The following is a 25,878-nucleotide window of genomic DNA, read 5'->3' as shown; positions in this document are numbered from 1 at the left end:
GCCGCACACTTAATCGGCGCACCTCACCGCTTCGAGCGCAGCGAGCACATCATCAGCGCCAGCGGGGAGCTTCCGAACTGTGTCGCATGCGCTATCCAGAAGCGCAGCCATGTCACGTTGAGGCGCATGGCAAACGAGGCCTGACTCACCGCTCGCCTCGAGTTCACTACGCCATTTGCCAGCAATCTCGACTTCTACGACATGCACGCCACTGTCGGGCACGCCATAGTGCTGCGCGGCGAAAGCACCACCGAGCTTCCCGTTGACGACCCACGAGCGCGCGTGCGCCTGGGCGGCATCGGTGAGCGCAGCGACGAGCAGACGATCGCACGCAGCGCCCTGGTGAGTGCCCAGGTTGAAGTCGGTTCCGCCCGCCTGCTCGCGGTATGGGGAGAGCCACGAACTCGCGTGCGAAACAAGGACCGCAATGTTCTCGTGAATTTTCCGGAGACGAATAATCTCGGCCGTTACCGCGCGGTGAAACGGCAGCCAGTAAGCGGCGACGCGCGCATCGACCACGGCCTCGTCCGGTTCGCAGCCCGGCGGATACAGCGGCTCGCCGCGCGACGTGTGCGTCCGGCACAGTCCCACACGGTTCAAACGCGGCGACAGCGACCGATTGTCGGTGGCCACATTGAAGTCGATCACACAGGGATGCACCGACGACGCAATAGTCGACATGCCGCGTTCGCGCGCAGTGGCGATCCACGCCACGCCTGCCGGGTCCGAGAGGCGCCCGTCTATCGGCGCCCAGGCCGGATTCGACAGCAACTCCACCGGCACCCGGCTGCCGATGTGGGGCGCCACCACCACCACCGGCCTGTCACCGCGAACAATGGCCCCGAAATTTTCGCTCTGCATGCACTCACCCCCGTCACGATGCGTGACCGCCGCCTGGCTGCGGTCCTTGTGCGAACGTACATCGATCTCCGGCGGCGCACGCTAGCGTAAGCCACGCTTTCACTTTTCATAACCGCGGCTTAATCAAAGCTGTGATGCGTCGTGCGGTACGAATAACTTGAAGGAATGCCAGCGTGAAAATAAAGCGCATTGACGCGCTGCCTTCCCGATTCAATACTCAGCGAACATTCGCACGCAGACTGCATTCACGAGGCCGTCCCTATGGTCCACTTAGCATACCGAATAAGAAAGAGCAACGTGGTGCACGCCGCTTCTGCTATCTATAAGCGCAGTTGAAGTCCCCGCATGCGCGGATGCCGCTCGTTATGCTGGCAGCGCCGAATTGCCCATGGCTGACCAACCTGTTTGGATCGTACCTTGATACGGACCTATACCGCCTTCCTTCTCCTCGGACTCTTCTGGGGATCCAATTTCATCTACATGAAATGGGCGGCTGCTTTCATCAGCCCAGGTCAGATATCGTTCTTGCGCGTACTGTTCGGGTTCATACCGCTCGCCGCTCTCGCGTGGCGCCAGGGGGTACTGAGACTTGGCCAGATCCGTCATGTGCATCACTTCTCGATGATGGCGGCCCTCGCCACCGCCTTCAGCTACTTCGCCATGGCAAAAGGCACCGTGCTGCTTCCGTCCGGTATTGCCGGCGTGCTCGGTGGGTCGCCGGCCATTTTCACCTCGATCGCTTCGACGGTGTTTCTGCGCAACGAGAAGATGAACCGCCTGATGGTATGCGGCGTTGCGGTGGGCATGGCGGGTATTACGCTCATTGCACGGCCGTGGTCCGCGCTGGGTAGCGACGACCCTATCAGTCTCGTGGGCGTCGCCTGGATGATCGCGGGTGCGATGGTTTTTGGTCTGTCGTATATCTACGTGCGGCGCTTTCTCTCTCCGACCAACCTCCCTCCGCTGGCTATCGTGACCTGGCAGATGGGCCTCGCCTTGCTGATACTTTTCGCCTTGACCGACCTCCACGGTACCGGCCAGATTTTGCAGGACGCTCGCGCAACGGCCGGCATGGTAATTGGCCTGGGTTTGCTCGGCACAGGCTCATCATTCTTGCTCTACTACTTCCTGCTTCAGCAACTGGGCGCCGTTGCGGCTTCCGGTGCCGTTTATATCACCCCCGTGATTGCGCTTTTGATCGGCTGGGCTGCGGGTGAGCACGTGGGCCAACTGGAAATCGTGGCGATGCTTTTGATACTCGGCAGCATCGCCATGCTCGAATTCGGGCGACAACGAACCGTTCAAAGCGAAGTGACGCCTGTTCAGAGCGCCGTAAGTCTTGAATGAGCCAGGCGATATCGCCGCAACGCCATTAACGGAGCCTCCATGTATCAGCGAGATGAGAACCTCGAACATTTCATTCGCGTTGCGCGATCGCTGTTCCAGGCACCAGCGCTGCCGGAAGCTGGCCGACGTTTGGCAGTGAAGGTATTCGAGCGCCTGGAACAGCCTTCCGACGACGGCAAACGAAACAGCGAGCGCTATCCCGCCTGTGATCTCCTCGATTCGGCGCTAGCACCGCTGCTCGACGACACATCCGGTATCGGCGACGCGGCACGCGCGATCAAGGTGCTTGAACCCGCCATCGGCTGGCAGCGGCGAACTTCCGGATCGAATGGAAGCAAAGACTATGTCGAGAAACACGTGAACGGCATGATCTGCGGCCCCGGTGGCATGGAAAGCCGTTACGACATCCAACTAGGGTTTTCATTGCTCGCGCCACACACGCGATACCCCGATCATCAGCATCCCCCTGAAGAAGCCTATGTGTTGATCAGCGCGGGGGAATTCCGCCAGCGCGACGGCGACTGGTTCGATCCGGGCATCGGCGGCGGCCTGCACAATACGCCCAACAGCCTGCACGCAATGCGTTCGGGAACCACTCCGCTCCTCGCGCTGTGGTGTCTCCTCGTCTAAGCGCGCATCGACGATCGACCGCCCAATCAAAGGCTCAGCAGCCCGCGATACAAACTGAAGCCGGCCACGACTGCGGCGACGAGCACGGCTGCGAATACGACTTTTTCCAGGTGCGTAAACACCGGCTGCCCGGCCTCACGCCTCGCCTTGGCGAACAACACGACGCTCGGCGCGTAAAGCAGTGAAGAAAGAAGAAGGTACTTCACGCCGCCGGCATAAAGCAGCCAGACCGCGTAAAGCACGGAAACCGCGGCAATCATCAAATCCTTGCGACGGTCCTTTTGTGACAGTTCGTAGGTCTCGCCGCGAATGGCGAGCAATAACGCATAAGTTGCCGACCAGAAGTAAGGCACGAGAATCATCGAGGTGGCGAGATAGATGAGCGAGAGGTACGTGCCCTTCGACACCAGCGTGATGAGCAGAAATATCTGCACCATGCCGTTGGTCAGCCATAAGGCGTTTGCTGGCACCTGTCTCGCGTTTTCCTTGCGCAGGAATGCGGGCATCGTGCGGTCCCGCGCGGCCGAAAACAGAATCTCCGCGCACAGCATGACCCACGAGAGCAGCGCGCCAGCCAGCGAAATGGCGAGGCCCACGCTCACGAGCACCACGCCCCAGTGTCCGATAACGTGTTCGAGCACGCCTGCCATCGAGGGGTTCTTCAACCCGGCGAGTTTAGGCTGCGTCATGATGCCGAGTGCCAGCACGTTGACGAGCACCAGCACGAGAAGCACGACGAAAAAGCCGATCACCGTGGCCTTGCCGACGCTCTTTCGGTCCGCGGCGCGCGCCGAGAAAACGGTGGCCCCTTCGATGCCGACAAATACCCAGACCGTCACGAGCATCATGTTGCGGACCTGATCCAGCACACCGCCCAGCGCCGGGTTCGAGCGCGCCCAGATATCCGTCGAAAAGACATCCAGTCTGAATGCGAGGAGGCAGATAAGAATAAAAAGAATGAGCGGAACGATCTTTGCAATCGTCGTGATCTGATTGATGAAACTCGCTTCTTTTATGCCGCGCAGCACCAGAAAATGAACGCTCCACAGCAGCACTGAAGAGCAGGCAATCGCGGGTAACGTATTGCCTTCACCGAATATGGGGAAAAAGTAGCCGAGCGTGCTGAAGAGCAGCACGTAGTACCCGACGTTGCCAAGCCAGGCGCTGATCCAGTAGCCCCACGCCGAGGCGAAGCCCATGTAATTGCCGAATCCGGCCTTGGCATAAGCGTAGACGCCGCCGTCGAGATTTGGCTTGCGGTTCGCGAGTGTCTGAAATACCAGCGCGAGGGCCAGCATGCCGAACGCGGTAATGACCCAGCCAATCAGAACGGCGCCTACGCCGGCGGAGGCGGCCATATTCTGCGGCAACGAAAAGATGCCGCCGCCGATCATCGAGCCCACGACGAGCGCGACGAGGGCGCCCAGCCGCAGCCTGTGTATGTCCCTGTGTTCCCCCGCGGCATCGAACCCGTGGGTAGCGTCGCTCATATCCGCTCCGTCTTCGCAGTTTCACGCAGTATCAGGTCGGGGCATGCGTCTCCATTGCGAGTCTAATGTTGGCAGGAATGCAGGCAAATGCAAGGAAAACGCGGTGCCACCCGAAACGGCAAGAAGCGACCGGAAGCGCCAGCAAGCGCCGTGTAATGCGCGAAGCATCTCCCGCAGTGCGATATGATCGCGCTTTACTGTGCCGGGAATCCCTACATGCAAGTGCTGGTCGACGCTGACGCCTGCCCCGCCGTCATCAAGGACATGTTGTTTCGGGCCGCGCGGCGTGCCGAAGTTCAGGTGACGCTGGTGGCAAACCAATATCTGCGCACACCGCCATCGCCGTTCATCAAGTCAATTCAGGTGCCTGCCGGATTCGACGTGGCCGACGCGCGCATCGTCGAACTGGCCGAGCCTGGCGACCTCGTCATTACCGCCGACATACCGCTAGCCGCCGCGGTGCTTGAAAAGAGCGCACAGGCGCTCGATCCGCGCGGCAACTGGTTCACGCGCGAAAATATTCAGGAACGGCTGACGATGCGCGACGTAATGGACCAACTGCGCAATGCAGGTATCGAAACGGGCGGTCCGGCGCCGTTCAGCGCGCGTGACAGCAAGGCGTTCGCCAGCCAGCTCGATCGATTCCTTGCGCGGCATAGCCCGCCACCTCGCAAGGCTGATTGATGGCGTATAGCGCGCAGACGTTTGGGATCATCGCGTCGAGATCGCCCCGAAGGCTCGTGGCCCCGAGCACGCGAATCGCGCGCGATTAGAGCCGAAATGTTCCCCGCGCGCATCTAATCCCTGTAGCGCACAGGGTTTTTTGTCAGATGATTTGACGACGAAAATGGGGCGCCACACCTGCGAGCCCCACGCTTTCCCCATCGCGACCGATCCCCCGCACGCCCCTGCGCAGCCGGACTTTCCCGCCGATCTCACATGCCAGGCGTGATGCGTATTGGGCAGCCACGATAGTTCGACATCCTTACCGATGTGCGCTTCGCTCTTGTCATCGGGCGGCGTCTTGCCTATGATCCTCAAACGCGAATCACTCTCATTCGCATCGAAACACTAACCGCTCGCGCAAACGGTTGCGCGGTTGCGTCACGTGAACCTTCTCGCCGTCTTCGTCCTTCGATGAGGTAACTCGACATGGTCCTTTCTGCCCCAGGTGAAAGTTCAATCATGAGTACAACTAATCTCAAGCCAGGTCCGCCCTCGTCCGTGCTCGACTTCGTGGCGATCGGCCTCGGGCCGTTCAACCTGAGCCTCGCCTGCCTGGCCGACCCGATCCGCGATCTGCGCGGCCTGTTCCTCGAACGCAACGAGGACTTCGACTGGCATCCCGGGATGCTGATCGACGACACCACGCTGCAAAACCCGTTTCTCGCCGATCTCGTGAGTCTCGCGGACCCCAAAAGCAAGTTCAGCTTCCTCAACTACTGCAAGCAGGAAGGCAAGCTCTATGCGTATTACATTCGCGAGCGCTTTTATCTGAGCCGCGCCGAATATAACCGCTACTGCAAATGGGCGATCAGCCAGCTTTCGAGCATCGCGTTCGGCTCGAGTGTGGAGCACGTCGAATACGATGCACAGCAAGGCCATTACGTGGTGAGCGGGCGGCATGTGCGCACCGGCCAGCCGTTCGTGCATCGCGCCGCGCGCCTCGTGATCGGCGTCGGTTCCGTGCCGCAACTGCCGCCATGCTGTGGCGAGTTGCGCGAGCATTGCATCCATAGCGCGCACTACGTCGCGCGCAAAGCCGAACTGCAAAAAAAGCGTTCGATCGCCGTGATCGGCAGCGGCCAGAGCGCGGCAGAGATCTTCTACGACCTGCTCAAGGAAAGCGACGAACACGACTACACGCTCACGTGGATCACGCGCTCGCCACGCTTCTTCCAGATGGAGAACACCAAGCTCACGCTGGAAATGATCTCGCCCGACTACATCGACTACTTCTATAACCTGCCCGACGGCGTGCGCGAAAACATCATCGCCAAGCAGGACAGCCTGTACAAAGGCGTCAACGCTTCGCTCATCAACCAGATTTACGACCTGCTCGACGACCGCCGCAGCCGTGGCAACAACAACGCGCGCCTCATCACCAATTCCGAGCTGAGCGCCTGCCATCACGACCGTATCGACGACCGCTTTCACCTGCGCTTCGTGCAGCGCGACGAGGGCGTGCAATACACGCATGTCACCGACGGCGCGATCTTCGCGACCGGCTATGGCCAGAACGTGCCCGGCTTCATCGACGGCATACGCGCACGCATCCGCTGGGACGACAAGGGACGCTACCGGCTCTCACGGAACTATGCAATCGACGTGAGCGGGCGCGAGATCTTCGTGCAGAACGCAGGGCTTTACAGCCACGGCCTGACCAATCCCGACCTCGGCATGAGCTGCTATCGCAACTCCTGCATTCTGCGCGAACTGACCGGCGTGGAGCACTACAAGATCGAGCGGCGTATCGCACTGCAGGACTTCTCGGTTCCCGACACGGAAGCGTTCGTGAAGACGCCGCTGGAGGCGCAATGAAGCTGCGCAGCACAATCATTCTGATGACGACCTTCGCCGTCGTCAGCGACGCGATCCTGATTCCGTTCTACCCACAGTTCTTCGCCGCGCGCTATGGCGTGACGAGCCCCGTGCATGCGGGCGCGTATGTGGCGTTCATTTCGATCGTCGTGATGCTCACGCTGCCGCTCTGGGCGCGCATTGCGAAGCGCCTCGACGCCATGCATCTGCTCGTCTACACGCAGTGCGCTGCGGGCGTGCTTTCGGTGGCCAGCTATTTCGCGCCGACCGTCGCGCTTTTCTGGGTGCTCTCGCTCGCGATGTTCATGTGCAAAAGCAGCTATCTGCTGATGTACCCGTACATGATGCGGCTCGAAGCGAAAGAATCGCATGCGCACACCATCGGCGTGCTTTCGGTGGTGGTGCACTTCGGCGCGATTGCGGGCGCGGTGGCGGGCGGTTTCGTCATGCAGGTCTGGGACGCGCATCACTGCATCTTCGCGATGGCCGCCGGCGACTTCGTGCAGATGGCGATTTGCCTTGCGCTGATCCGCACGCATGGCATTGCACGCCGCTGCCGGTTTGCGGGCGTTGCCGACGAAGCACAGGTCAAACGGGGTCTGCGTGCCCGCTTGCCGATCCTGCGCCTTGCGCTGCTCATGCTTGCGTTCGACTTCAGTGTGTATCTCATCCGGCCGTTCATGGCGTCGTACTGGCAAGCGGTCACGCATGCACCTGGCGAACTGGTTCCGGGGCTCGTATTCGCCATTCCCGGCATGGTCGCGCTCGTCGCGCTGCGCCTGAACAAGCGCCTCGTCAGCCAGGGCAAGCGCGTGCCCGATCACATGCTCGCGAACCTGCTGCTGTGCACCGCCGGCATGCTGCTGCAAGGCGTGGAAGCGCCGCTGTGGATCATTTTGGGCCGCGTGATGTTTGGCTGGGCGCTGTTCCAGATCGTCGTGAAGCTCGATGTGACGATGTTTGCACTGAGCACGCCCGCCTCCTATGCCGCCGATTACAGCGTCATCAACTTCTTCCAGAACCTCGGCGTGCTGCTCGCTTCGTTCGCGGCTGGCGCCATTGTCGACGAATCGGGGTTGCGTGCGCCTTTCTTCGCTGCCGCGGTGGGCCTCGTATTCACGGCGTTTGCGAGCGTCTGGCTGCTCGCGAGGCCACGCACCCAGGCCACCCTTTCCCACCCGATTGCCGAAACAGGAGTCACCGCCCGTGCGAACTGAAATTGCTGCCGACGAAATCGCGTTGCGTCATGCGCCTGCCACACGCATCGCGAGATCCGAGGTCTTTCACATCCGCCCGCTCGATGCCCAACGCGACGCGCCCACGCTGCACCGCTGGTTCGTCGAAGAGCGCGCGGCCTTCTGGAACATGCGCGACAAGAGCGTGGCCGAAGTGGCCACGTTCTATCAGGCTATCGAAGACTCGGGGCACGCGCGTGCCTGGATCGGGTCGCGGGACGGCGCACCCGCCTTCCTGTTCGAAAGCTACGACCCGGAGTACGAAGAGATCGGCGAGCACTACGACGTGCGTGCAGGCGACCTCGGCATGCACCTGTTCGTTGGGCCCGCCGCCATGCGCAGATCCGGCTATACGCGCCACGTTTTCGAAACGCTCATGGCGTTCCTGTTCGAGCGCCTTGGCGCACAACGCGTCGTTGTAGAACCGGATGCGCGTAACGCACGCATACACGCCCTGAACCGCGCGATGGGATTCGTGTACGCAAAGGACGTCGCGTTTCGAGAGAAAACCGCTTCGCTCGCGTTTTGCACGCGGGCCGATTTTTATGCAGCCATTACGCAGGATCACTAAATTCCATAAGGAAATTGCATCATGAATCACATCGCAACTCAGGCTTCCATGCAACACGTACTCCTCACGCCCCACGAGGCCGCCGCCCACCTCGCGCCCGAAGTGTGGCAGCGCGCGAACCGCATGCTGGTGCGCAAAGCCATTGCCGAATATGCGCATGAGTTGATCGTCGAGCCCCAGCGCGTGAGCGATGCGCCCGGCGAACACTACGCGCGCTATACGCTCGAATCCGACGATGGCACCCGCGTCTACACGTTCGATGCGCGCCTGCTCGCGCTGCGCCACTGGAGCATTCGCGCTGAAACGATCGTGTGCTCGCAGGACGGCGCGCCTCAACCGCTCGACGCGCTCGCCTTCATTCTCGACGTGAAAGCACGGCTTGGCATCAAGGAGGAAATGCTGCCCATTTACCTCGATGAAATCAGCAGCACGCTGTACGGCGCGGCGTACAAGGCCGTGAAAGACGGCCCGGACACGCTCGAACTCCTCGATGCCGATTTTCAGGTCATCGAGACCGCAATGAGCGAGGGCCATCCGGGCTTCGTCGCCAATAACGGCAGGCTAGGCTTCGACGCGGGCGACTATCGCGCGTTCGCCCCGGAGGCGGGCTCGCCAGTGCAGATTGTCTGGCTCGCCGTGCACAAGGAAAACGCCGCCTTCCACAGCGCCGCCGATCTCGACTATGAACAGCTCATGGAAGAGGAACTGGGCGTGGAGACGATCGCGCGCTTTCGCTCGGCGCTCGAAGCGCGTGGCGTGGACTTCGCCGACTATCGGCTGATGCCGGCGCACCCGTGGCAGTGGTTCAACAAACTCTCGATCGCATTCGCGAGTTATGTCGCCACCAATCGCATCATTTGCCTCGGCTTCGGCGAAGACCGCTATCTGCCCCAGCAGTCGATCCGCACGTTCTTCAATCTCTCGGACCGCTCGAAACGCTACGTAAAAACGTCGCTCTCGATTCTCAACATGGGCTTCATGCGCGGACTCTCGCCGTACTACATGTCGGGCACGCCGGCCATCAACGACTTCATCAAAGGGCTCGTGGCGAGCGATCCGTATCTGCAGGAAAAAGGGTTCACCATCTTGCGCGAGGTGGCCTCCATCGGCTTTCGCAACCGCTACTATGAAGCGGCCGTCCAGGCGGATAGCCCCTACAAGAAAATGTTTTCTGCGCTCTGGCGCGAGAATCCGCTCAGTCTCGCGGGGCCGGGCCAGCGGCTCATGACCATGGCCGCGCTGCTGCACACGGACCGCCACGGCGAAGCGTTGCTGCCCGCGCTGATCGAGGCGTCGGGGCTCACGGCGCAAGCGTGGCTCGAACGCTACATGGAGGCGTATCTCGCGCCGCTCGTCCATTGCTTCTACGCGCACGATCTCGTGTTCATGCCGCACGGCGAGAACCTTATCCTCGTGCTCGAAAATCATGTGCCTGTGCGCGCGATCATGAAGGACATCGCGGAAGAATCGGCCATCCTCAACAAGGATGCACCGCTTCCCGAAAACGTGAAGCGGCTCGCCGTGGACGTGCCCGAGCGCGTGAAGCTGCTCGCGATCTTCATCGACGTGTTCGACGGCTTTTTCCGCTACATGAACCAGGTGCTCGTCGAGCATGGGTGCTGCACGGAAGACCTGTTCTGGAACACGGTGGCGCGCTGCGTGGCGCGCTATCAAGACGAACACCCGCAACTAGCAGACAAATACGCCGAATACGATCTCTTCGCGCCCGAGTTCCTGCACTCGTGCCTGAACCGTCTGCAACTGGGCAACAACCTGCAGATGGTCAATCTCGCCGATCCCGCGGGCAATCTGAAGATGGCGGGCAATCTGCGCAATCCGCTCGCGGGCAGGCGCGGCGCGCTGCAAGACGCCGCGCACGCCAACGGCATGCGCGCCGAAGCGGTCGCGGCGTAAGCATGGCGCAGAACCGCGCGCTCGACGACATGCTGCGTCTCGCTGCGCGGCTCGTGCCGGGGTTGCAGGGCGTGGTGGCAGCGCGCCCTGCACAAGGCAACGTGCACACACGCCCTGCATCGCCTGGCAGCGGCGACAATCGCGCAGCGCTCGCAGCGATGCTTGACTACTGGTCGCGCACCTACCCCGAGGCGGGCCGCCCCTACTGGTCGTCGCGCTGCTGGGGCATCCTGATCTGGCAACCGCTCTATTTGAGCGTGATCGGAGTGCATGCGGCTGGTGTGTCGCTGTCGCTGGAAGACATCGCGCAGCCCATTGCCGACGGATGGACCCGCGAGGTCCGCCTACGCGATCACGTGCCGGCGCAGGGAGACACGCACGCGTTGATCACGCACGCCGCGCGCGAAATCACTTCGTGTTGCGAACAGATGCACGACGAGCTGATGGCGGTGATCCGCCTGAACCCGGCATCGTCGCGCGGCACGCAAGCCGACGTGGTGCTCGCCGCCCTGCTTGCGGCGCGCAAGGCGCGGCCCGAATGGCGCAACGCACAGGTCGAGGCGCTTGGCCAGCAGTGGCTCGCGGCGCTCGGACTGGAAGGCCACTCAGGGTACTTCCCGTTCTCGCGCCCGGACGGCGCGAAGGCACTCGCGCTGGAGCGCCGCACGTGCTGCTACCACTACCGTCGCCGCGACGGCGAACTCTGCAGCACCTGCCCGCGGCTCGCCAGGCATGAACGCATCGTGCGCCTGAACGCGCAACACGAAACAGGATGAAACCGACCGATGAACGATATCAGTGACCTCGCGCATCTCGCGCTGCCGCCCGATACGGAGGAAGCGCACGTGCAGCTGCCCGCGAGCGCCTATTTCGATGAGGCGCTGTTCGAGCGCGAGATGGCGCGCATCTTCGCGCATTCGGCGCGCTACGTGGGCCACGAACAGTCGGTGCCCGAGCGCGGCGACTGGCGGCACCTGCCGCAGGACGAAGGCGGCCGCGTGCTGGTGCGCGGCGAGAACGGCGTGCAATTGCTCTCGAACGTGTGCCGCCATCGGCAGGCGCTCATGCTGGGCGGCATGGCTGGCAACATCAACTCACCCGCGCAAGGCAACCTCGCCGCCAGCGGCGGCAACATCGTGTGCCCCTTGCATCGCTGGACATACGCCCCAGGCGGCGAGCTGATCGGCGCGCCCGAGTTCGAGCGCAAACCCTGCCGCAATCTCGAACGCTTCGAACTGCGAAATTGTCATGGCCTGCTCTACGAAGGCCCACGCGAGCCTGCGCGCGACATGGCGCCCGTATTCGCGCGCCCCGAGTTCGACTTCTCGGACTACGTGCTCGATCACGTCGAAACGCATACCTGCCGGTACAACTGGAAGACCTTTATCGAAGTCTATCTGGAGGATTATCACGTAGCGCCGTTTCATCCCGGGCTCGGGCGTTTCGTGACCTGCGAAACGCTCGACTGGGAATTCTCCGAGACGTACAGCATGCAGCGCGTGGGTGTGCACGCCGCGCTGGCGCAGCCGGGCTCGGAAATTTATCGCGCGTGGCACGACAAGCTGCTCGAGTATCGCAGCGGCGCGGCGCCCGAGTTCGGCGCCATCTGGCTCGCGTATTTCCCGACACAGATGATCGAGCTATACCCGCACGTGCTCGTGGTTTCGACGCTCTATCCGAAGAGCCCGCAGGAAACGCTCAACGTCGTGGAGTTCTACTACCCCGAGGAAATCGCGGCATTCGAGCGCGAATTCATAGAGGCGCAACGCGCCGCGTATCTGGAAACGATGATCGAGGACGACGAGATCGCCGAGCGCATGGACGCGGGACGCCTGCGCCTGAATCGGCGCGGCATCAGCGACGCCGGGCCGTATCAGTCGCCGCTCGAAGACGGCATGCGCCATTTCCACGCGTGGTACCGCCGCGCGTTGGCGTCGCCTCTCGCGTGAAGGCTCCGCCCGAACCGCATCGTAAGCAGCTGTCACGCATTCGTAATCTTCAAGCCCGATCATTCCCCGCTTGGCTACGTGAGAAGGCTCGCACCCGCAAGCTCGGGGTGACGGGCACGAAGCAACTTCGGGGATCGTCGTTCGAGAAAGTCCAACAACGAATGGAGATCGACCATGCTGCAAATACACCGTCTAATGACTTCCGGGATCGTCGCTTTTGCTCTGACGAATTACGCACACGCTGCCGTCGACCTGATCGCCAACGGCCAGTTGAGCGGGACGATCGGCGACCGCGCCACGCAAACCGCCGCCCCGCTCGAAAACGGCGCGGCGGGCAATCTGCTCGGCGGCCTGGGCTCGGGCCTCGCCTATGCGGGCTGCGATACGTTCCTCGCGCTGCCCGACCGCGGGCCGAACGCCGTCTCGTACAACGCGGCAGTCGACGACACCGTCTCGTACATCAACCGCTTCCAGACCTTGCGCCTGCGCCTGCGTCCCGCCGCTGCGGGCGCCGCGCTGCCGTACACGCTCACGCCCGAACTGCGCGCCACCACGCTCCTGCACACGCAGGATGCGCTCGTCTACGGAAGCGGTGCGGCCCAAGGCCTCGGGAACGGTGCGCCCGCGCTCAACACGCGTGAGCGCACGCATTACTTCACCGGCCGCTCGGATAATTTCGCGCCCACGCATCTCTCGACCTGGCCGCTCGACGCGCGCCTCGATCCCGAGAGCATCCGCGTGAGCAACGACGGCGAGAGCGTCTATATCTCCGACGAATACGGCCCGTACATCTATCGCTTCGACCGCCGCACTGGCCGCCGCGTTGATGTCATCAAGGTGCCCGATACTTTCGCTGTTTCCGCGTTGAGCCCCGTCGGCAACACCGAGATCAGCGCGAACACGTCGGGCCGCGTGGCGAACAAGGGCATGGAAGGGCTCGCCATCTCGCCGGACGGCAAGACGCTCTTCGGCGCGATGCAAAGCCCCCTGCTGCAGGACGGCGGTACGAGCGGCGGCTATACGCGCATCCTGCGCATCGATTTGCGTTCGGGCAAGTCGCAGCAGTTCGCGTATCCGCTCACCAACATCGGCACCGCCGCGAAGCCGAAGTATCCGACCATCAGCGACGTGGTCGCCGTCAACGATCATCAGCTCTTGATGGATGAGCGCGACGGCAACGGCCTGGGCGACGACTCCACAGCGTCGTTCAAGAAGGTCTTTCTCGTCGATCTCAATGGCGCGCAGGACGTGAGCCAGGTGAGCGGCGCGGCGGGACTCGCGCCCTATGCGATGACCAAGACGCTGTTCCTCGACGTGGTCGCGGTGCTGAGCGCGCACGGCTACGCGGCCGCCGATATTCCGGCGAAGCTCGAAGGCCTGGCGTTCGGCGAAGACGTCACCGTGAACGGCGTGCGCAAGCACACGCTCTTCATTGCGAACGACAACGATTTTCTCGGCACGATTACCGACACGCATCACCCGAATGGCATCGCGAACCCGAACCAGTTCTTCGTATTCGCGTTTTCATCGGCTGACTTGCCGGGATTCACGCCGCAGAATCTGAGTGCGCAGGCTTGTCATAGCGACCGCGACGACGATCACCATCACGGCGAGAATGGCGACGACGACGATCAGGGCCAACACGGCCACGGCGACTGACCACGGGCGTTAGCCGTGCGAAGCCGCTCAAGGCAGGCGGTTTCGCACTGGCGCGGCGCCTGCTCGCCTCATCAGGCGCCAGCCGCTTCGCTCAAGCTCGGGTAGTCCGTATAGCCTTGCGCCGTGCCGCCAAAGAAGCCGTTGCGATCCGCCGCATTCATCTGCGCATTGCGCTGCAGGCGAGTGACGAAATCGGGATTCGCCAGCACCATCTGACCGTAGGACTCCAGATCGGCCAGCCCGGTGGACACATCGGCGCCGATCTGCTCGCGCGGGCGGCCAGCCCGGTTCACGATCAGCGCGCCCTTCCACAGCCTGCGAATGTCCGCCAGCAGCGCCTCGTCGCCCTGATGCGCGATGTGCAGATACGCGAGCCCCAGCTTGTCGAGTTCGGCAACCAGGTAGTGGTAAAGATCGGGGCCTTGCGGGCCTTCGTCGATGCCCCACAGCGTCGTGCCAGGCGAGAGACGGATTGCCGTGCGGTCCGCGCCGATTTCACCGGCAATGGCGGCCACCACTTCAAGCGCAAAACGGGCGCGGTTCTCAATCGAGCCGCCGTATTCGTCGGTGCGCGTATTGGCGCTCGGCGCGAAGAACTGCTGAACCAGATAGGCATTCGCGCCGTGGATTTCGACACCGTCGGCGCCGGCGTCGACCGCACGGCGGGCGGCGGTGCGGAAGTCCTGGACCGTCTGGCGGATCTCCCCGGTGCTCAGGGCGCGCGGCACGGGAATGTCCTGCATGCCGCTGGCCGTGAACATGCCCGTGCCCGGTGCGATGGCCGAAGGCGCGACGCCCACGCGGTGGTGCCGCGTATTGTCGGGATGCGACATGCGGCCGGCGTGCATGAGCTGCATGAAGAGATGGCCGCCTCTCGTATGGACGGCCGAGGCGACCTTCTTCCAGCCCGCGACATGGGCGTCGCTATAAATGCCGGGCGTGGTGAGGTAGCCCTGCCCGTCTTCCGAAGGCTGCGTGCCCTCGGTGACGATCAATCCAACGCTCGCGCGCTGGGCGTAATACTCGGCGGCCAGCTCTCCGGGCGTGCCGTCCGCCAGCGCGCGCGAACGCGTCATGGGCGCCATGACCAGACGGTTTGACAGCGTGTAACGCCCGACGCGCACGGAATCGAAAAGCTTGTTCATGACGATCACCTCGACTGGTTTGGATGGCTTCATCATCGCCTGCTTCACGATTGGGATAAATATGGTAATTTGGATATCATTGATCCATTTATGGAGCAGTCAAGGTGGAGCTACTGAACGACATGGCGTTGTTCGTGGAGGTCGTTAAAGCCAAGGGCTTTCGTAGTGCCGCAGACGCAACGGGCATGCCGAACTCCACCCTCTCGCGCCGCATCAGCGGCCTGGAAAAGGCGATCGGCCTGCGCCTGCTGCATCGCACGACGCGCAAGATCGAGTTGACGGAAGCGGGCCAGATCTACTTCGAGCGTTGCAAACGCATTGTCGATGAGGCCCGCCTCGCCCACGAGCAGCTCGGCGACATGGTCGCCCAGCCCAGCGGCGTGCTGCGCGCCTCGTTTCCGGTCGATTTCGCGGTCACCTACCTCGCGCCCCTGATCGCCGAATTTGCCGGCCTCTACCCCGCAATCACCTTCGATTTCGAACTGAATCCGCGGCGTGTCGATCTCGTGAGCGACCCGTTCGATGTGGCGATCCGCATGGGCGAGTCCGAAAGCTCGCAGCTCATTGCGCGTCCGCTGGCGTCGCTCACGCCGTTTCTCTATGCCTCGCCGGGTTATCTGCAACGCGCGGGCGAGCCGGGAAAACCGGCTGACCTGGAGCATCACGAATGCCTGGGAATCCTGAAGGCTGAAACGTGGACGCTGCGCGACGCAAAACGCTCGAGCACGGTGAAGGTGGGCGGACGGTTCACGCTCAACAGCGTCGGCATGATCCGGCGCCTCGCCACGCTCGATCTGGGCGTCGTGCTGTTGCCGCAAGAGGTCGTCGCCGACGAGGTGGCCAATGGGACATTGCGCCGGATTCTGCCGCAGTGGCACGGCACGCCCACGCCGGTCTACGCGATTACGGAAACGCGCCTGCTGCCCGCCAAGACGCAGCGCTTCATTGAGTTTCTGCGGGAGCGGCTGGCGCGGTAGCGCGCAGCCGGGGACGTATGGCCGCTGGGACATCCGCGAGCGGCGGTGGGGCCGCTCGCGGATACGGCACTACGCTTTAGAAGGCAACGTAGGCCGATGTCGCGACGCGGGCGCTGCCGTCGTTGCTCGGATCGTAGTTGACGTACACCGTGCGACCGTAGAAGAACGGCATGCCGAAATCGAAGCTGCCCAGCGTGAATGGGCCGCCTACGTTGTCGTATGCGAAGCCACCGTCCTCGAACACACTGAGCGCGTTGGCGATGCTGAGCCCGATCGAAACGCTGGTGCCGTTGAACCCTGTGACGGAAGGTGTCCGCGAGACCGTCGAAGTGGGACAGTAGAAGCCAGTCGCGCCTTTGCATGACGGCAGCGTGCTGTCGGCGAAGAACAGCCCGTTCGAGCCCGTGTCGAAGAATGCCCCCGACACGCTCGTACCGCTCAGCGATGCACTTTGCACGTTGCCATAATGGTCGGTCGTGAGCTTCTGAATGCCAGAAGCCGGCAGCACGTTGTTCGATTCCGTACCGATGCCGAACGTCAGGAAACCGGTCGCGCTCGTCGAGCCCGACGACGTCACGGCCGGCATGTTCAGGATCACACCCGTGTTGTCGGTTGCGAACTTCCGGACCGGATTCGTCACTTGCTGAACCTCCAGAACCGCGAGGTCCGTGCAACTCGTCGAACTCCCCGACCCCGTGCATCCGGCATAAACTCCGCTCGAGGGGGTCTGGCAGACGATGCCGCAATCGTATTTCGCGGCCGCGATGCCGAGAATACCGTGAGCGGCGATTGCCGACGACGTGTCGTTGAGCGTGCCGATTGCGCAGCCGTTGCTAGTGCCGGCGGCTGCCGATTGCGGCAGATCGCCCATGACCTGGATGGGCACGCTCGAAGCCGTTTCACCACCGATCGTCACATCCGCCGTGCGAACGGAACCCCAGCTTTTGCCGTCGGCGAAACCGGAGCACTCGGCAATGGGTTTGCCGCTCACTGACTCGACCTCGACCGGCAATGCGGTCTGCATGGTGTAGTTCAGCGCATCTAACGTGAGCCGCAACCCCGTCGACGCCGTATCGACTTGAACGTTGTTGATCGTTTGGCAACGGGACGTGCCGGGCTCGCAAACCGTGACGCTGACCGTCGGGATGTTCGGAGCGTTTTCGAAGCCCCCCGCCACGGTTACTGCGACCTGGTTGCTCGCGAGCGTTGCGGGCAAACTCGATACCGGGCTGCCGGCAGCGAGGACCGCACCGCCCGTGCTGTTGGTGCTACTTCCGCTACTGGTCGTCGTGCCCGATCCGCCGCCGCACCCCGCCACGAGGACGACGGCCGCCGCCAAACCGAATGAGGCCAGCCATCGGGGCAGTTTGCCATTGCTACTCAACATGGTTCGCCTTGTTCTTGTTCGTTATTGTTCGTTATTGTTCGTTATTGGATGTCGGCCGCGCTCACGCCCGCGGGCAACGATTGCGGCAGCCAGGCCTGCCCGGAGAACGCGCCCATATGGCCGCCGGAACGGACGACAAGACCGGGGAGTTCGACATTCAGCGGACCACGGCCCGGATTAGCCGTGCGCTGCGCGACGCGCGCGCTGTCATATTGCGAGAAGTAACTGCCAAGCAGAGCGGGAAGGTTCGGCATGATCGGCCCGTTCCATGCGATGCCGAAGACCGTGCCGGCCGCCGAGACATACTCACGCACGATCGTGCCGGTGGCGAAAGTCGTTTGCGTCACCGTGTACGAGGCAGCGCTCGTGGCACTGGCTACGCCCGATGCTGCGTGCACGACGGCCGCATTGACCGAACTGGAGACAGCGCCTGCCGGCGCAGGCGTGGGCGCGCCGCCGAGTTCAGCCAGGGCAGGTGCCGCCGCGCCCAGCGCAGCGCAGGTCAACGTCGCGCAAAGCGCGGCGCGCATGATCTGATTCGACATCAGGAGAGAACCCTTTCGTGATTGGTTTTATCGCGCACATCGGCGCAGGGTTGCCGTTGCCATCGTTGCGAAAATCAACGGCAAAAATCGAACCTTTATTTCGCGCGATCGCCGCCGCGATTATCCTGGCCGTTATCTTCGATCTGATAAACGCGCGAACGCACCGCGGGAAGTTCTGGTGGCTCGTGGGCGATTCCCCATGCGCTCAACAAGCCGTCAAACGACGCACCGGCGGGGGCCGACCGAGGTTCCGGCAGAGGCACGCCGGTCGAGCGGTAGCGTGCGGTACCCCGCGCACTCGCGCCTCTATTGACGCGTTCGGCGGCGCCGTTGCGCATGGCGTAGCGAACGACATCGGAGGCTTCGCGCGAACTCATCAAGCCCGACGCAGTAATTTCGCTGACCGACGCACTCTCGCGTTGCGCCAACCAGTGCAGCAGCGTAAGCGCGCTAGCGTGAACCTTCATTCCTGGCCTCTCCCCTCGTTGCCCGGAGCGGCTGGCACGCCGCGTGTTTTCAATCGTTTTTATCTGCTCACCCGAGGGTATCGGCAACCTTCAGATGATTCTTTAGCGCAACCGATGGATTTATTCGCGACGCCCCGTTTGTAATGAAAATGAAGGGTTTTGAATTTCAATTGAGGCAACCACGGGAAGGCTCGGTGTGCCATCCCACATACGCACTGCCCGCCGCTCGTCACAATCGACGCGGCCGCCCGGGCCAGCGGCGAATGATGCAAAACACATCAATGGCCGTCAGGCACTTCTATCCGAGCGCGAAAGACAACGCACAAGGGGTTCGAATGGAGTCGATCACATTTGGTCAGTGCGTGAAGGGCGCATGGCGCGACGGTTGGCGCTACTTCCGCCACCGGCCCGCATTGGCCGTTTTGCTGCTGCTCTACGCGTGGCTGTCGTCGTTCGTCGCGAATGCGCTGCGCCCGGACAGCACGCCGCCGTTCAGGCTTCTTACCTACGTCCCGCTGGGCGTCTTCGAATTGATGGAGACGGCGCTATTTTCGCTCCTCATCATGCACGCCATACGCTTCGTACTGCTTGAAACCCATTCGACGAACGCGCAGCCGATTTCGGGGTCGAGCTATTGGCGATTTTTTGGCTGCATGTATGGACTGACCATGCTCGTGGTGATGGTCGTAGTGACGCTCGTTGGCCTCGCCATCGCGCTGTTCGCCGGGCTGGTGATCATGCTCGCACACACATCGAAAGCCGCGATTGCGCAGCTTCCCGTAGAGGCGCCCGTCCTGATGTCGATCGTCGGGGCAAGTTTCGCGGTGATTGCCCTCTGCGTTAGTTGGTTCGTGCTCACGCGGCTGAGCCTGCTGCATGCGCATGTCGCCATGGGTGGCACGCTCAGGTTACAGGAGGTCTGGACCGATACGCGTGGACATTGCTGGAGCATCTGGCTCATCCAGTTGTGCGCCGGTCTGCCAACATTCGCGGCCTCGGCTCTGCTCACGGCTTCAGGCCTCGCGTCGCGGCATCAGGGGCACGGATCGTTCAGCGCGCTCAACGCGCCCGCCATCGCGCTCGGCGCTTTCGGCGCACTCTATATTGGCGCGCCGTGTTCGGCCTGGCTGTATCGGCGCTACGCCAACGCGCTAAAGGTCAGCCTGCTCCACTGAAACCGGCTCACGCAGCCCGCGCGCGGCGCGTGAACAAGCGCCGCGTCAGGTCGAACGCGACGAGGTTGCCCGAGACGACCAGCAACAGGCCGACCACGGCGAGCAAGGACCAGCGGTAGCCCTCGTAGACCGTCGAAACCGCCAGTGCCACGATCGGGAACAAGACCGTGCAATACGCGGCGCGCTCGGGCCCGATCCGGCCAACCAGCGTCAGATAGGCCGTGAAACCGATCACCGATCCTGCCACGACGAGCCAGGCCAGCGCGCCGAGGTAGCGCGCATCCATTTCCAGCCTGAACGGCAGTCCCGCCACCGCGCTGCCGGCCACGAGCACGGCGGTGCCGATCAGCATGGCCCAGCCATTTGTGACGAGCGGGCTGAGCCCCATCGACTGCATGCGGCTGGAGAGCAAATTGCCGGTGGAGAAACACAGCGTGCCGAGAAACGCCACCGCGAGCCCGAGCCACGCGGTCTGATCGCCGATATGGCCGGCCATCTGCTGCAGGAAGAGGCAAACGATGCCGATCAGGCCCAGCACGGCGCCGCCCACGGCGCTGGGTTGCAGCGGCCGGCCCATGAAAATGCGCCCATTGATCGAATTCAGGAGCGGCGCGGTCGAGAACACCACGGCGACAAGCCCGCTCGGCACGATGTTCTCGGCATAGTAAAAGCACAGGAAATTGAGGCAAAAAAGCGCCAGCCCTTGGGCGACGAGATAGCGCCATGCCGCGCGCGGCGGCCAGATGGGGCGGCGCATCACGCCCAGCAGCGCGAACACCAGGAGCGCCGCCAACCCGAAACGCCAGGCAATCGAAACGGGCGCGGGCACGACGCCAAGCTGCCACTTGATAGCGATCCAGGTGGTGCCCCAGATCAGGACGGTGAGCACATAGAGTAAAAGGTTCATTGCCGGGAAAGATCCTCGAGTCGATACCCCAACTATGGCGCGCAGGGGCCGCACGGACTTGTCCAGGATTGCGCATTTCTCGCCGGCGCCCGGCCGCGGCCAGCAACAGCAGGGGCACGAGCGTATACTTCGTGGACCCCATCACCGCCTTGCAGTCCACCATTCCGACCATGACCGCTCAGGTGCCGCTTCCCGCGCCCGCCCTTGCCGACACGCCGTTTGGCCTGCATTCGGTGTGCCGAACGCTGAGCGCGGCCAATGCGACGCTGGAGCGCTTTGCGTGGCTCGGCGACCAGTTTGCGGCCGCCGTCTGGACGCGCGAAACACGCGAGGCCGAAACCGTGTATGAGCGGCCAGGCCATCACACGCTGTCGTGCTATCTAGACGGCGGCTACCGCACGGAGCGGCAGAAACTGCCCGGCGTGTACGGCGCGCCAAGCCGTCTCTGCGCGCTTCCCGGCGACCACGAATCGCGCTGGTGGGTGCGCGGCCACATGCATTTCATGCATCTGTATTTCCTGCCCGAGCACTTCACGCAGCGCGCGGTGCGCGAACTGGACCAGGAACCGCGCGAACTGACGCTCGCCGACCGCACGTATTTCGAAGACGAGCGCATTGCCGTGCTCTGCCAGAACCTGGCCAACGAGGACTGGGCCGACCCGGAGGGGCTGTTGCGCAGCAACGAAACGGCGCATGAAGTGCTGAGCCTGCTGCTGCGCAGCCAGGGTGTGCGGCGCAAGGGCGCGGCCCTCAAGGGCGGTCTCGCGGTATCGACGCGGCGGCGCCTGCGCGACTATATCGACGCCCACCTGGGCGAGACACTCACGCTCGGCGCACTGGCCGAGGTCGCGTGCCTATCCGAGTACCATCTCGCGCGCATGTTCCGCGCCTCGTTCGGACAGCCGCCGCATGCGTGGATTGCGGCCCAGCGCCTCGAACGCGCACGCCTTCTGCTGCGCACGACCGCCCTGCCGCTCGCGCAGATTGCGGCAGAGTGCGGCTACGCGAACGCAAGCCACTTCAGCCATCGCTTTCGCGATGCGTTCGGCGCCGCGCCGATCATCTATCGTCAAGCATTCCTTAAGTAGTCGAATACGCGGCAACCCGATCTCGCGTGGCTCCATGTTTTGCGGCACCGCTGGGTCTTGTCGCACCTGACAGGCCTGCCTATCGTGACGTCATGCCCTCGACGTTCACCGGAAAGAGCCCGCCATGCTCAGAACCCTCGTTGAACATTCTTCACGTTTTAGCGCCTTTTTTCCCGTGTCATCCGCTCGCTGCGCAATCTTGCGCGGCGGCGCCATTCTGATCGCGGCAGTGCTGGCGTTCATGCTCGCGCCGCACAGCACACGTGCCAACCTTGCGCTGTGCATTGGATCGCAGTCCAAATTACTTTCCGAAAACAGAAAGATGGATTCGCATGGCACCCGTTCCGCCCAGTCCCTCGCAATCGAACGCTGCATCGACTAGCCGCCACGTGCGGCTCGCAAAAATCCCCCACGCAGCCGAGGCTTTGTCACAATGAGCGCTCCGCGCCAGCAATGAGGCGTGCTTTTCAAAGGAGATCGTGATGGCTGAGCTTGTGACTTGCCTGTGGTTCGATGAAGGGCGCGCGCGCGAAGCGGCGGAATTCTACGCCGCAACGTTTCCGGACAGCCATGTCGTGGCGGGCCATGTCTCCCCGATACCGGGCATCGGCGCGGGGGCAGAACTGCTGGTCGAATTCACGGTGCTCGGCCGGCGCTATGTGGGCCTGAACGGCGGCCCCAACTTCAAGGCGAACCAGGCCGTGAGCTTCCTGGTCGAGACCAGTAGCCAGGAAGAAACCGACCGCTACTGGAACGCCATCGTGGGCAACGGCGGGCAGGAATCCGATTGCGGCTGGTGCCAGGATCGCTGGGGTTTTTCGTGGCAGATCACGCCAAAGCGTCTGCTCGAATGCGTCTTCGGCGCCGATCGCGAAGCCGGCAAGCGCGCCATGGACGCGATGATGCAAATGCGCAAGATCGACATCGCCGAAATCGAGCGCGCCGCCGTAGGGAAATAAGCGGCACGCAAAGCGCCACAACTGGCGCACAGATGGCGGCAACATGGCGCGCGCGTCATATCGGGCGCATAACCCGCCAACCACGCCGCGAGCAGGGAACGATACCTGCGAGAGGCTCTCGTACGCACATGGGCGGCGTTACCATCGGTGAGCCGCCGCCCTGCTATTCATCGAGCAGTCGGCGCCAGCCTCAGCGGCGCCGCTGCGATGCTTGCGAGGGCACCATGGAGTCTCGCCAGGGGCGTTCGATCGAAGTCGATTTTTTCCGCGGCGTCGTGCTGATCGTGATCGTGCTCGATCACATTCCCGGCAGCGCCTTGTCGCATGTGATGCTGCACGCTTACGCGCTGTGCGACTCTGCCGAGGTGTTCGTGTTTCTCGGCGGCTACGCCTCGGCCGCGGCCTATATGGCCGTGCGCGCACACCGTGGCGTGAGCGCCGCGCAAGGGCGCTTCCTGCGGCGCAGCTGCGAAATTTACCGCGCCTATCTGCTGACTGCGCTGCTCACGCTGCTCTCGGGCGCGATACTCGCGCTCTTGCACCTGAACCCGTCCGCCGCCGATCTGAGCGGCTGGGCGTCGTTCGCCACGCACCCCGTGCGCGAGACCTTCCACGTCGTATTGCTCGCGCGCCAGCCGTATCTGTCGAGCGTGCTGCCGATGTATGTCATATTTGCGCTGTGTGTGCCCGCGGCGGTGCCCTTCGCCCGCCGCGCGCCGCTCTGCGCGCTGATTGCCAGCCTGCTGCTCTGGGCCTTTGCGCCGCTGCTGGCGGCGCTCATCGGCGCGAGCACGTTCGCGAACTGGCCGTTCAACCCGTTCGCGTGGCAATTGATGTTCGTATTCGGCATGCTCTGCCGGTTACACCCGGTTCCGCCCGGCTTCAAGAACTCGGAAACCGCGCGCTGGCTGGTACGATTCGCGTTCGCCGCGGTGGCGCTGTTCGCGGCGGTCAAATGGTTCGTTCTGACTCAACCCATGCCTGGGGAAATGAAACAGCATCTGGCCTTCGCGCGCGTCGTCAACTTCATTGGCATTGCTCTCGTGGCGGCGTATTTCGTGCATCGCGGAACCATCGCGCGGATCGCCGCGCGCGTGCCCGCCGTCGTGACCGTGGGCCGCACGGGGCTCGTGTGCTTCGTCGGGGGCACGCTGATTTCCGTGATCGTCGATACCGCCACGCCGCACGCGCTGCACGGCGCTGCTGCATTCGCGGCGGCGCTAACCGGCGACATCGTCGCGATCGGCGCGACGCTCATGCTCGCCAGGGCCTGGCGCGGCACGCTCGGACGCCAGAAGGAGAAGGCGCGAGCGAGCGTCAACGGAGCCGGCTGCGGATGATACGACGGGGCAAGCGCGCACTCGAATCCCTCAAGGCGATCGCTATCGCCACACTCGGCACGCTCACGCTCACCGCTAGCGGCCACGCCTACGCCCAGCACACGCCCACGCTGCCGCTGCATTGCGTCGACCTTGCCGGCGCGCTGCTGCCGCCCGCGAGTATCGGCTTGCCCACGAACGGTGCGCTCGTGCAGAGCGCCGCGATGATTCCCGCGACCGCCACCGGCAATCTCAACGGCGACTTCTGCCGCCTGACCGGCGTGATACGCGCTCAGAGCGCCGGCACGCCGGACATCCGCTTCGAAGTGAACCTGCCGAGCCGCTGGAACGGCCGCGCGCTGCAATTCGGCGGCGGCGGCTACAGCGGCGTCGTGGTGACGGGAACCGGCCCGATGCCTTTCTCGCCCAACCGCGCGCCGCTCGCGCGCGGTTACGCGACCTTCGGCGACGACTCCGGCCACAACGGCACATCGTCGGAGGCGAACTTCGGACTGCTTGAAGAAGCGGTGACGAACTTTGGCTACGCGCATTTGAAAAAGGCGCATGACGTTGCGCTCGCACTGATCACGCTCGGCTACGGGCGCGCGCCCGAACACATGTATTTCGCGGGCGGCTCGACGGGCGGCCGCGAAGGCTACACCGTGATCCAGCGCTATCCCGACGACTACGATGGCGTGATCGCGAATTCGCCCGCGCTGAACTTCTCGGGCGTGCGCTTGATCGGTGTCGTGGTTGGCCAGCATGAGTACCGATCGGGCGGCTATCTTTCGCCGCAACTGCTGGAGCACGTGTACGAGCGCGTGATGCAGGCGTGCGATACGCTCGACGGCGCTGCGGACGGGATCATCAGCGACGTCGAGGCCTGCCGCGCGAAAGAACCGGAGATCGTCGATTCACTGCGTTGCGCTTCTCAGGATCGACAGGATCAGATCGATCGCCAGCGGGCCAACGACGACTGCCTCACGCCGCAGCAAATCGCGACGCTCGCGCGCCTGCGCGACGGCCTGCGCCTGCCCTACGCGCTCGCCTGGAATGCGGATGGCTATCGCGGCTACAACGTCTTCCAGGGCACGCGCTTCACGAGCATGCTGGGCCTCGCGCATTCGCCGCAGCGGCAGACGCAACTGGGATTCGTGACCAATGGCTACCTGTACGCACAGGGCGATGCGTACCTCAAGTACTTCATCACGCACGACCCGACTTTCGATTCGACGAACTTCGACGTGATGCGTCCCGGCCGTTACCGGGAGCGGCTTTTCACGCTGTCGACCACAATCGGCGCGATGAATCCCGACGTCACTCGCTACATCGCGCGAGGCGGCAAGCTCATCACCCTGCAAGGACTCGCCGACGAAGTCATCAGCCCGAACCAGACGATCGCGTATTACCAGGGGCTGATCGGGCGTTACGGCGAAGAGCGCGTGGACAGCTTCATGCGGCTTTACATGGTGCCGGGTTACCAGCATGGCAACGGCGTGTTCATTCCGTCCGTGGATCTGCTCGGCGCGCTCGACGACTGGGTCACGCACGACAGCGCGCCGCAAACGCTGTTCGTGACCGACATTGCGCAGGCCACGAACGGCCGCACGCGGCCGCTGTGCCGCTACCCCGCGTTTCCGCGCTATCTGGGCAAGGGCAGTGTGAATCTCGCGGCTAATTTCACGTGCGTGATGCCGCAATGATCCAAGCGC

Annotated in this window: 24 protein-coding genes; 17 read left to right on the top strand and 7 right to left on the bottom strand. The window is 63.2% G+C overall.

Going from position 1 to position 25,878, the window contains the following annotated elements:
- Positions 1 to 9 precede the first annotated feature (9 nt).
- A complete protein-coding gene (locus VSR72_RS17805; RefSeq protein ID WP_342953658.1) occupies positions 10 to 861 on the bottom strand; it encodes an N-formylglutamate amidohydrolase in 852 nt (283 codons plus the stop codon).
- 417 nt (positions 862 to 1,278) lie between these two features.
- On the opposite strand from VSR72_RS17805, the gene VSR72_RS17800 reads away from it, so the two are divergent.
- Both VSR72_RS17800 and VSR72_RS17795 read left to right on the top strand, forming a co-directional pair.
- A complete protein-coding gene (locus VSR72_RS17800; protein WP_342953657.1) occupies positions 1,279 to 2,208 on the top strand; it encodes a DMT family transporter in 930 nt (309 codons plus the stop codon).
- A gap of 39 nt (positions 2,209 to 2,247) precedes the next feature.
- Positions 2,248 to 2,838 carry a dimethylsulfoniopropionate lyase gene (locus VSR72_RS17795; protein ID WP_342953656.1) on the top strand — a complete coding sequence of 197 codons (591 nt, stop codon included), beginning with the start codon at positions 2,248 to 2,250 and terminating at the stop codon, positions 2,836 to 2,838.
- 26 nt (positions 2,839 to 2,864) lie between these two features.
- Here VSR72_RS17795 and arcD read toward each other — a convergent pair whose 3' ends face one another.
- Positions 2,865 to 4,328 (bottom strand): arginine-ornithine antiporter, encoded by a 1,464-nt coding sequence (arcD, locus tag VSR72_RS17790; RefSeq protein WP_342953655.1) that lies wholly within the window; start codon positions 4,326 to 4,328, stop codon positions 2,865 to 2,867.
- A gap of 216 nt (positions 4,329 to 4,544) precedes the next feature.
- Here arcD and VSR72_RS17785 point away from each other — a divergent pair, with 216 nt between their 5' ends.
- The 8 genes from VSR72_RS17785 to VSR72_RS17750 all read left to right on the top strand — a co-directional run bounded on the left by VSR72_RS17785 (position 4,545) and on the right by VSR72_RS17750 (position 14,197).
- On the top strand, positions 4,545 to 5,012 hold the full coding sequence (locus VSR72_RS17785; protein WP_342953732.1) for a YaiI/YqxD family protein: 468 nt from the start codon (positions 4,545 to 4,547) through the stop codon (positions 5,010 to 5,012).
- 501 nt (positions 5,013 to 5,513) lie between these two features.
- The gene (locus VSR72_RS17780; RefSeq protein ID WP_342953654.1) at positions 5,514 to 6,869 is read left to right on the top strand and encodes a SidA/IucD/PvdA family monooxygenase; all 1,356 of its coding nucleotides are present in this window, start codon (positions 5,514 to 5,516) and stop codon (positions 6,867 to 6,869) included.
- Positions 6,866 to 8,086, top strand: coding sequence for an MFS transporter (locus VSR72_RS17775; protein WP_342953653.1), 1,221 nt, complete (start codon positions 6,866 to 6,868; stop codon positions 8,084 to 8,086). Before VSR72_RS17780 ends, VSR72_RS17775 begins: the two co-directional genes overlap by 4 nt.
- Positions 8,076 to 8,675, top strand: coding sequence for a GNAT family N-acetyltransferase (locus VSR72_RS17770; protein ID WP_342953652.1), 600 nt, complete (start codon positions 8,076 to 8,078; stop codon positions 8,673 to 8,675). The genes VSR72_RS17775 and VSR72_RS17770 overlap by 11 nt, the downstream gene beginning before the upstream one ends.
- 48 nt (positions 8,676 to 8,723) lie before the next feature.
- Entirely contained in the window at positions 8,724 to 10,589 is a 1,866-nt protein-coding gene (locus tag VSR72_RS17765; RefSeq protein WP_342953731.1) for an IucA/IucC family siderophore biosynthesis protein, read from the top strand.
- Between the two features lie 2 nt (positions 10,590 to 10,591).
- Positions 10,592 to 11,365: a siderophore ferric iron reductase gene (locus tag VSR72_RS17760; protein WP_342953651.1), complete on the top strand. Its 774-nt coding sequence runs from the start codon at positions 10,592 to 10,594 to the stop codon at positions 11,363 to 11,365.
- A gap of 9 nt (positions 11,366 to 11,374) precedes the next feature.
- Positions 11,375 to 12,538 carry an aromatic ring-hydroxylating dioxygenase subunit alpha gene (locus tag VSR72_RS17755; RefSeq protein ID WP_342953650.1) on the top strand — a complete coding sequence of 388 codons (1,164 nt, stop codon included), beginning with the start codon at positions 11,375 to 11,377 and terminating at the stop codon, positions 12,536 to 12,538.
- Positions 12,539 to 12,712: 174 nt separating this feature from the next.
- A complete protein-coding gene (locus VSR72_RS17750) occupies positions 12,713 to 14,197 on the top strand; it encodes an esterase-like activity of phytase family protein (protein ID WP_342953649.1) in 1,485 nt (494 codons plus the stop codon).
- A gap of 71 nt (positions 14,198 to 14,268) precedes the next feature.
- Here VSR72_RS17750 and VSR72_RS17745 read toward each other — a convergent pair whose 3' ends face one another.
- Positions 14,269 to 15,342, bottom strand: a complete 1,074-nt coding sequence (locus tag VSR72_RS17745; RefSeq protein WP_342953648.1) for an alkene reductase — start codon at positions 15,340 to 15,342, stop codon at positions 14,269 to 14,271.
- 104 nt (positions 15,343 to 15,446) lie between these two features.
- On the opposite strand from VSR72_RS17745, the gene VSR72_RS17740 reads away from it, so the two are divergent.
- Positions 15,447 to 16,319 (top strand): LysR family transcriptional regulator, encoded by an 873-nt coding sequence (locus tag VSR72_RS17740; protein WP_342953647.1) that lies wholly within the window; start codon positions 15,447 to 15,449, stop codon positions 16,317 to 16,319.
- A 76-nt stretch (positions 16,320 to 16,395) separates the two neighbouring features.
- Here VSR72_RS17740 and VSR72_RS17735 read toward each other — a convergent pair whose 3' ends face one another.
- The 3 genes from VSR72_RS17735 to VSR72_RS17725 form a co-directional block, all read right to left on the bottom strand.
- Positions 16,396 to 17,706, bottom strand: coding sequence for a DUF3443 family protein (locus tag VSR72_RS17735; RefSeq protein WP_342953646.1), 1,311 nt, complete (start codon positions 17,704 to 17,706; stop codon positions 16,396 to 16,398).
- Between the two features lie 41 nt (positions 17,707 to 17,747).
- Entirely contained in the window at positions 17,748 to 18,251 is a 504-nt protein-coding gene (locus VSR72_RS17730; RefSeq protein ID WP_342953645.1) for a DUF2844 domain-containing protein, read from the bottom strand.
- A 95-nt stretch (positions 18,252 to 18,346) separates the two neighbouring features.
- Entirely contained in the window at positions 18,347 to 18,628 is a 282-nt protein-coding gene (locus VSR72_RS17725) for a hypothetical protein (RefSeq protein ID WP_342953644.1), read from the bottom strand.
- A 425-nt stretch (positions 18,629 to 19,053) separates the two neighbouring features.
- Between VSR72_RS17725 and VSR72_RS17720 the strand changes: the two genes are divergently transcribed.
- Complete coding sequence (locus tag VSR72_RS17720; RefSeq protein ID WP_342953643.1) at positions 19,054 to 19,893, top strand: hypothetical protein; 840 nt, start codon at positions 19,054 to 19,056, stop codon at positions 19,891 to 19,893.
- A gap of 7 nt (positions 19,894 to 19,900) precedes the next feature.
- Here VSR72_RS17720 and VSR72_RS17715 read toward each other — a convergent pair whose 3' ends face one another.
- On the bottom strand, positions 19,901 to 20,800 hold the full coding sequence (locus VSR72_RS17715) for an EamA family transporter (protein WP_342953642.1): 900 nt from the start codon (positions 20,798 to 20,800) through the stop codon (positions 19,901 to 19,903).
- Between the two features lie 170 nt (positions 20,801 to 20,970).
- Here VSR72_RS17715 and VSR72_RS17710 point away from each other — a divergent pair, with 170 nt between their 5' ends.
- The 5 genes from VSR72_RS17710 (at position 20,971) to VSR72_RS17690 (ending at position 25,869) form a co-directional block, all read left to right on the top strand.
- The gene (locus tag VSR72_RS17710; RefSeq protein ID WP_342953730.1) at positions 20,971 to 21,888 is read left to right on the top strand and encodes an AraC family transcriptional regulator; all 918 of its coding nucleotides are present in this window, start codon (positions 20,971 to 20,973) and stop codon (positions 21,886 to 21,888) included.
- Between the two features lie 124 nt (positions 21,889 to 22,012).
- The gene (locus VSR72_RS17705) at positions 22,013 to 22,270 is read left to right on the top strand and encodes a hypothetical protein (RefSeq protein ID WP_342953641.1); all 258 of its coding nucleotides are present in this window, start codon (positions 22,013 to 22,015) and stop codon (positions 22,268 to 22,270) included.
- A gap of 100 nt (positions 22,271 to 22,370) precedes the next feature.
- Positions 22,371 to 22,847, top strand: a complete 477-nt coding sequence (locus VSR72_RS17700) for a VOC family protein (RefSeq protein WP_342953640.1) — start codon at positions 22,371 to 22,373, stop codon at positions 22,845 to 22,847.
- A gap of 224 nt (positions 22,848 to 23,071) precedes the next feature.
- Complete coding sequence (locus tag VSR72_RS17695) at positions 23,072 to 24,187, top strand: OpgC domain-containing protein (RefSeq protein WP_342953639.1); 1,116 nt, start codon at positions 23,072 to 23,074, stop codon at positions 24,185 to 24,187.
- Positions 24,184 to 25,869 carry a tannase/feruloyl esterase family alpha/beta hydrolase gene (locus tag VSR72_RS17690; RefSeq protein WP_342953638.1) on the top strand — a complete coding sequence of 562 codons (1,686 nt, stop codon included), beginning with the start codon at positions 24,184 to 24,186 and terminating at the stop codon, positions 25,867 to 25,869. Before VSR72_RS17695 ends, VSR72_RS17690 begins: the two co-directional genes overlap by 4 nt.
- The last annotated feature ends 9 nt before the right edge of the window (positions 25,870 to 25,878 follow it).

Origin of the sequence: Paraburkholderia sp. JHI869, assembly GCF_038900775.1 — a bacterium.
Classification (GTDB): domain Bacteria; phylum Pseudomonadota; class Gammaproteobacteria; order Burkholderiales; family Burkholderiaceae; genus Paraburkholderia.
Note: the sequence above shows the minus strand (reverse complement) of the source record. Positions and strands in the feature narration are given on the sequence as shown.

Bases quoted from the DNA above. Each gene is read 5' to 3' on its own strand.
- VSR72_RS17695 (WP_342953639.1), top strand. From the start codon at position 23,072: ATGGAGTCTCGCCAGGGGCGTTCGATCGAAGTCGATTTTTTCCGCGGC.
- VSR72_RS17710 (WP_342953730.1), top strand. From the start codon at position 20,971: ATGACCGCTCAGGTGCCGCTTCCCGCGCCCGCCCTTGCCGACACGCCG.
- VSR72_RS17755 (WP_342953650.1), top strand. From the start codon at position 11,375: ATGAACGATATCAGTGACCTCGCGCATCTCGCGCTGCCGCCCGATACG.
- VSR72_RS17720 (WP_342953643.1), top strand. From the start codon at position 19,054: ATGGAGTCGATCACATTTGGTCAGTGCGTGAAGGGCGCATGGCGCGAC.
- VSR72_RS17780 (WP_342953654.1), top strand. From the start codon at position 5,514: ATGAGTACAACTAATCTCAAGCCAGGTCCGCCCTCGTCCGTGCTCGAC.
- VSR72_RS17690 (WP_342953638.1), top strand. From the start codon at position 24,184: ATGATACGACGGGGCAAGCGCGCACTCGAATCCCTCAAGGCGATCGCT.
- VSR72_RS17760 (WP_342953651.1), top strand. From the start codon at position 10,592: ATGGCGCAGAACCGCGCGCTCGACGACATGCTGCGTCTCGCTGCGCGG.
- arcD (WP_342953655.1), bottom strand. From the start codon at position 4,328: ATGAGCGACGCTACCCACGGGTTCGATGCCGCGGGGGAACACAGGGAC.
- VSR72_RS17765 (WP_342953731.1), top strand. From the start codon at position 8,724: ATGCAACACGTACTCCTCACGCCCCACGAGGCCGCCGCCCACCTCGCG.
- VSR72_RS17700 (WP_342953640.1), top strand. From the start codon at position 22,371: ATGGCTGAGCTTGTGACTTGCCTGTGGTTCGATGAAGGGCGCGCGCGC.
- VSR72_RS17785 (WP_342953732.1), top strand. From the start codon at position 4,545: ATGCAAGTGCTGGTCGACGCTGACGCCTGCCCCGCCGTCATCAAGGAC.
- VSR72_RS17735 (WP_342953646.1), bottom strand. From the start codon at position 17,706: ATGTTGAGTAGCAATGGCAAACTGCCCCGATGGCTGGCCTCATTCGGT.
- VSR72_RS17730 (WP_342953645.1), bottom strand. From the start codon at position 18,251: ATGTCGAATCAGATCATGCGCGCCGCGCTTTGCGCGACGTTGACCTGC.
- VSR72_RS17805 (WP_342953658.1), bottom strand. From the start codon at position 861: ATGCAGAGCGAAAATTTCGGGGCCATTGTTCGCGGTGACAGGCCGGTG.
- VSR72_RS17725 (WP_342953644.1), bottom strand. From the start codon at position 18,628: ATGAGTTCGCGCGAAGCCTCCGATGTCGTTCGCTACGCCATGCGCAAC.
- VSR72_RS17775 (WP_342953653.1), top strand. From the start codon at position 6,866: ATGAAGCTGCGCAGCACAATCATTCTGATGACGACCTTCGCCGTCGTC.
- VSR72_RS17795 (WP_342953656.1), top strand. From the start codon at position 2,248: ATGTATCAGCGAGATGAGAACCTCGAACATTTCATTCGCGTTGCGCGA.
- VSR72_RS17715 (WP_342953642.1), bottom strand. From the start codon at position 20,800: ATGAACCTTTTACTCTATGTGCTCACCGTCCTGATCTGGGGCACCACC.
- VSR72_RS17745 (WP_342953648.1), bottom strand. From the start codon at position 15,342: ATGAACAAGCTTTTCGATTCCGTGCGCGTCGGGCGTTACACGCTGTCA.
- VSR72_RS17705 (WP_342953641.1), top strand. From the start codon at position 22,013: ATGCTCAGAACCCTCGTTGAACATTCTTCACGTTTTAGCGCCTTTTTT.
- VSR72_RS17750 (WP_342953649.1), top strand. From the start codon at position 12,713: ATGCTGCAAATACACCGTCTAATGACTTCCGGGATCGTCGCTTTTGCT.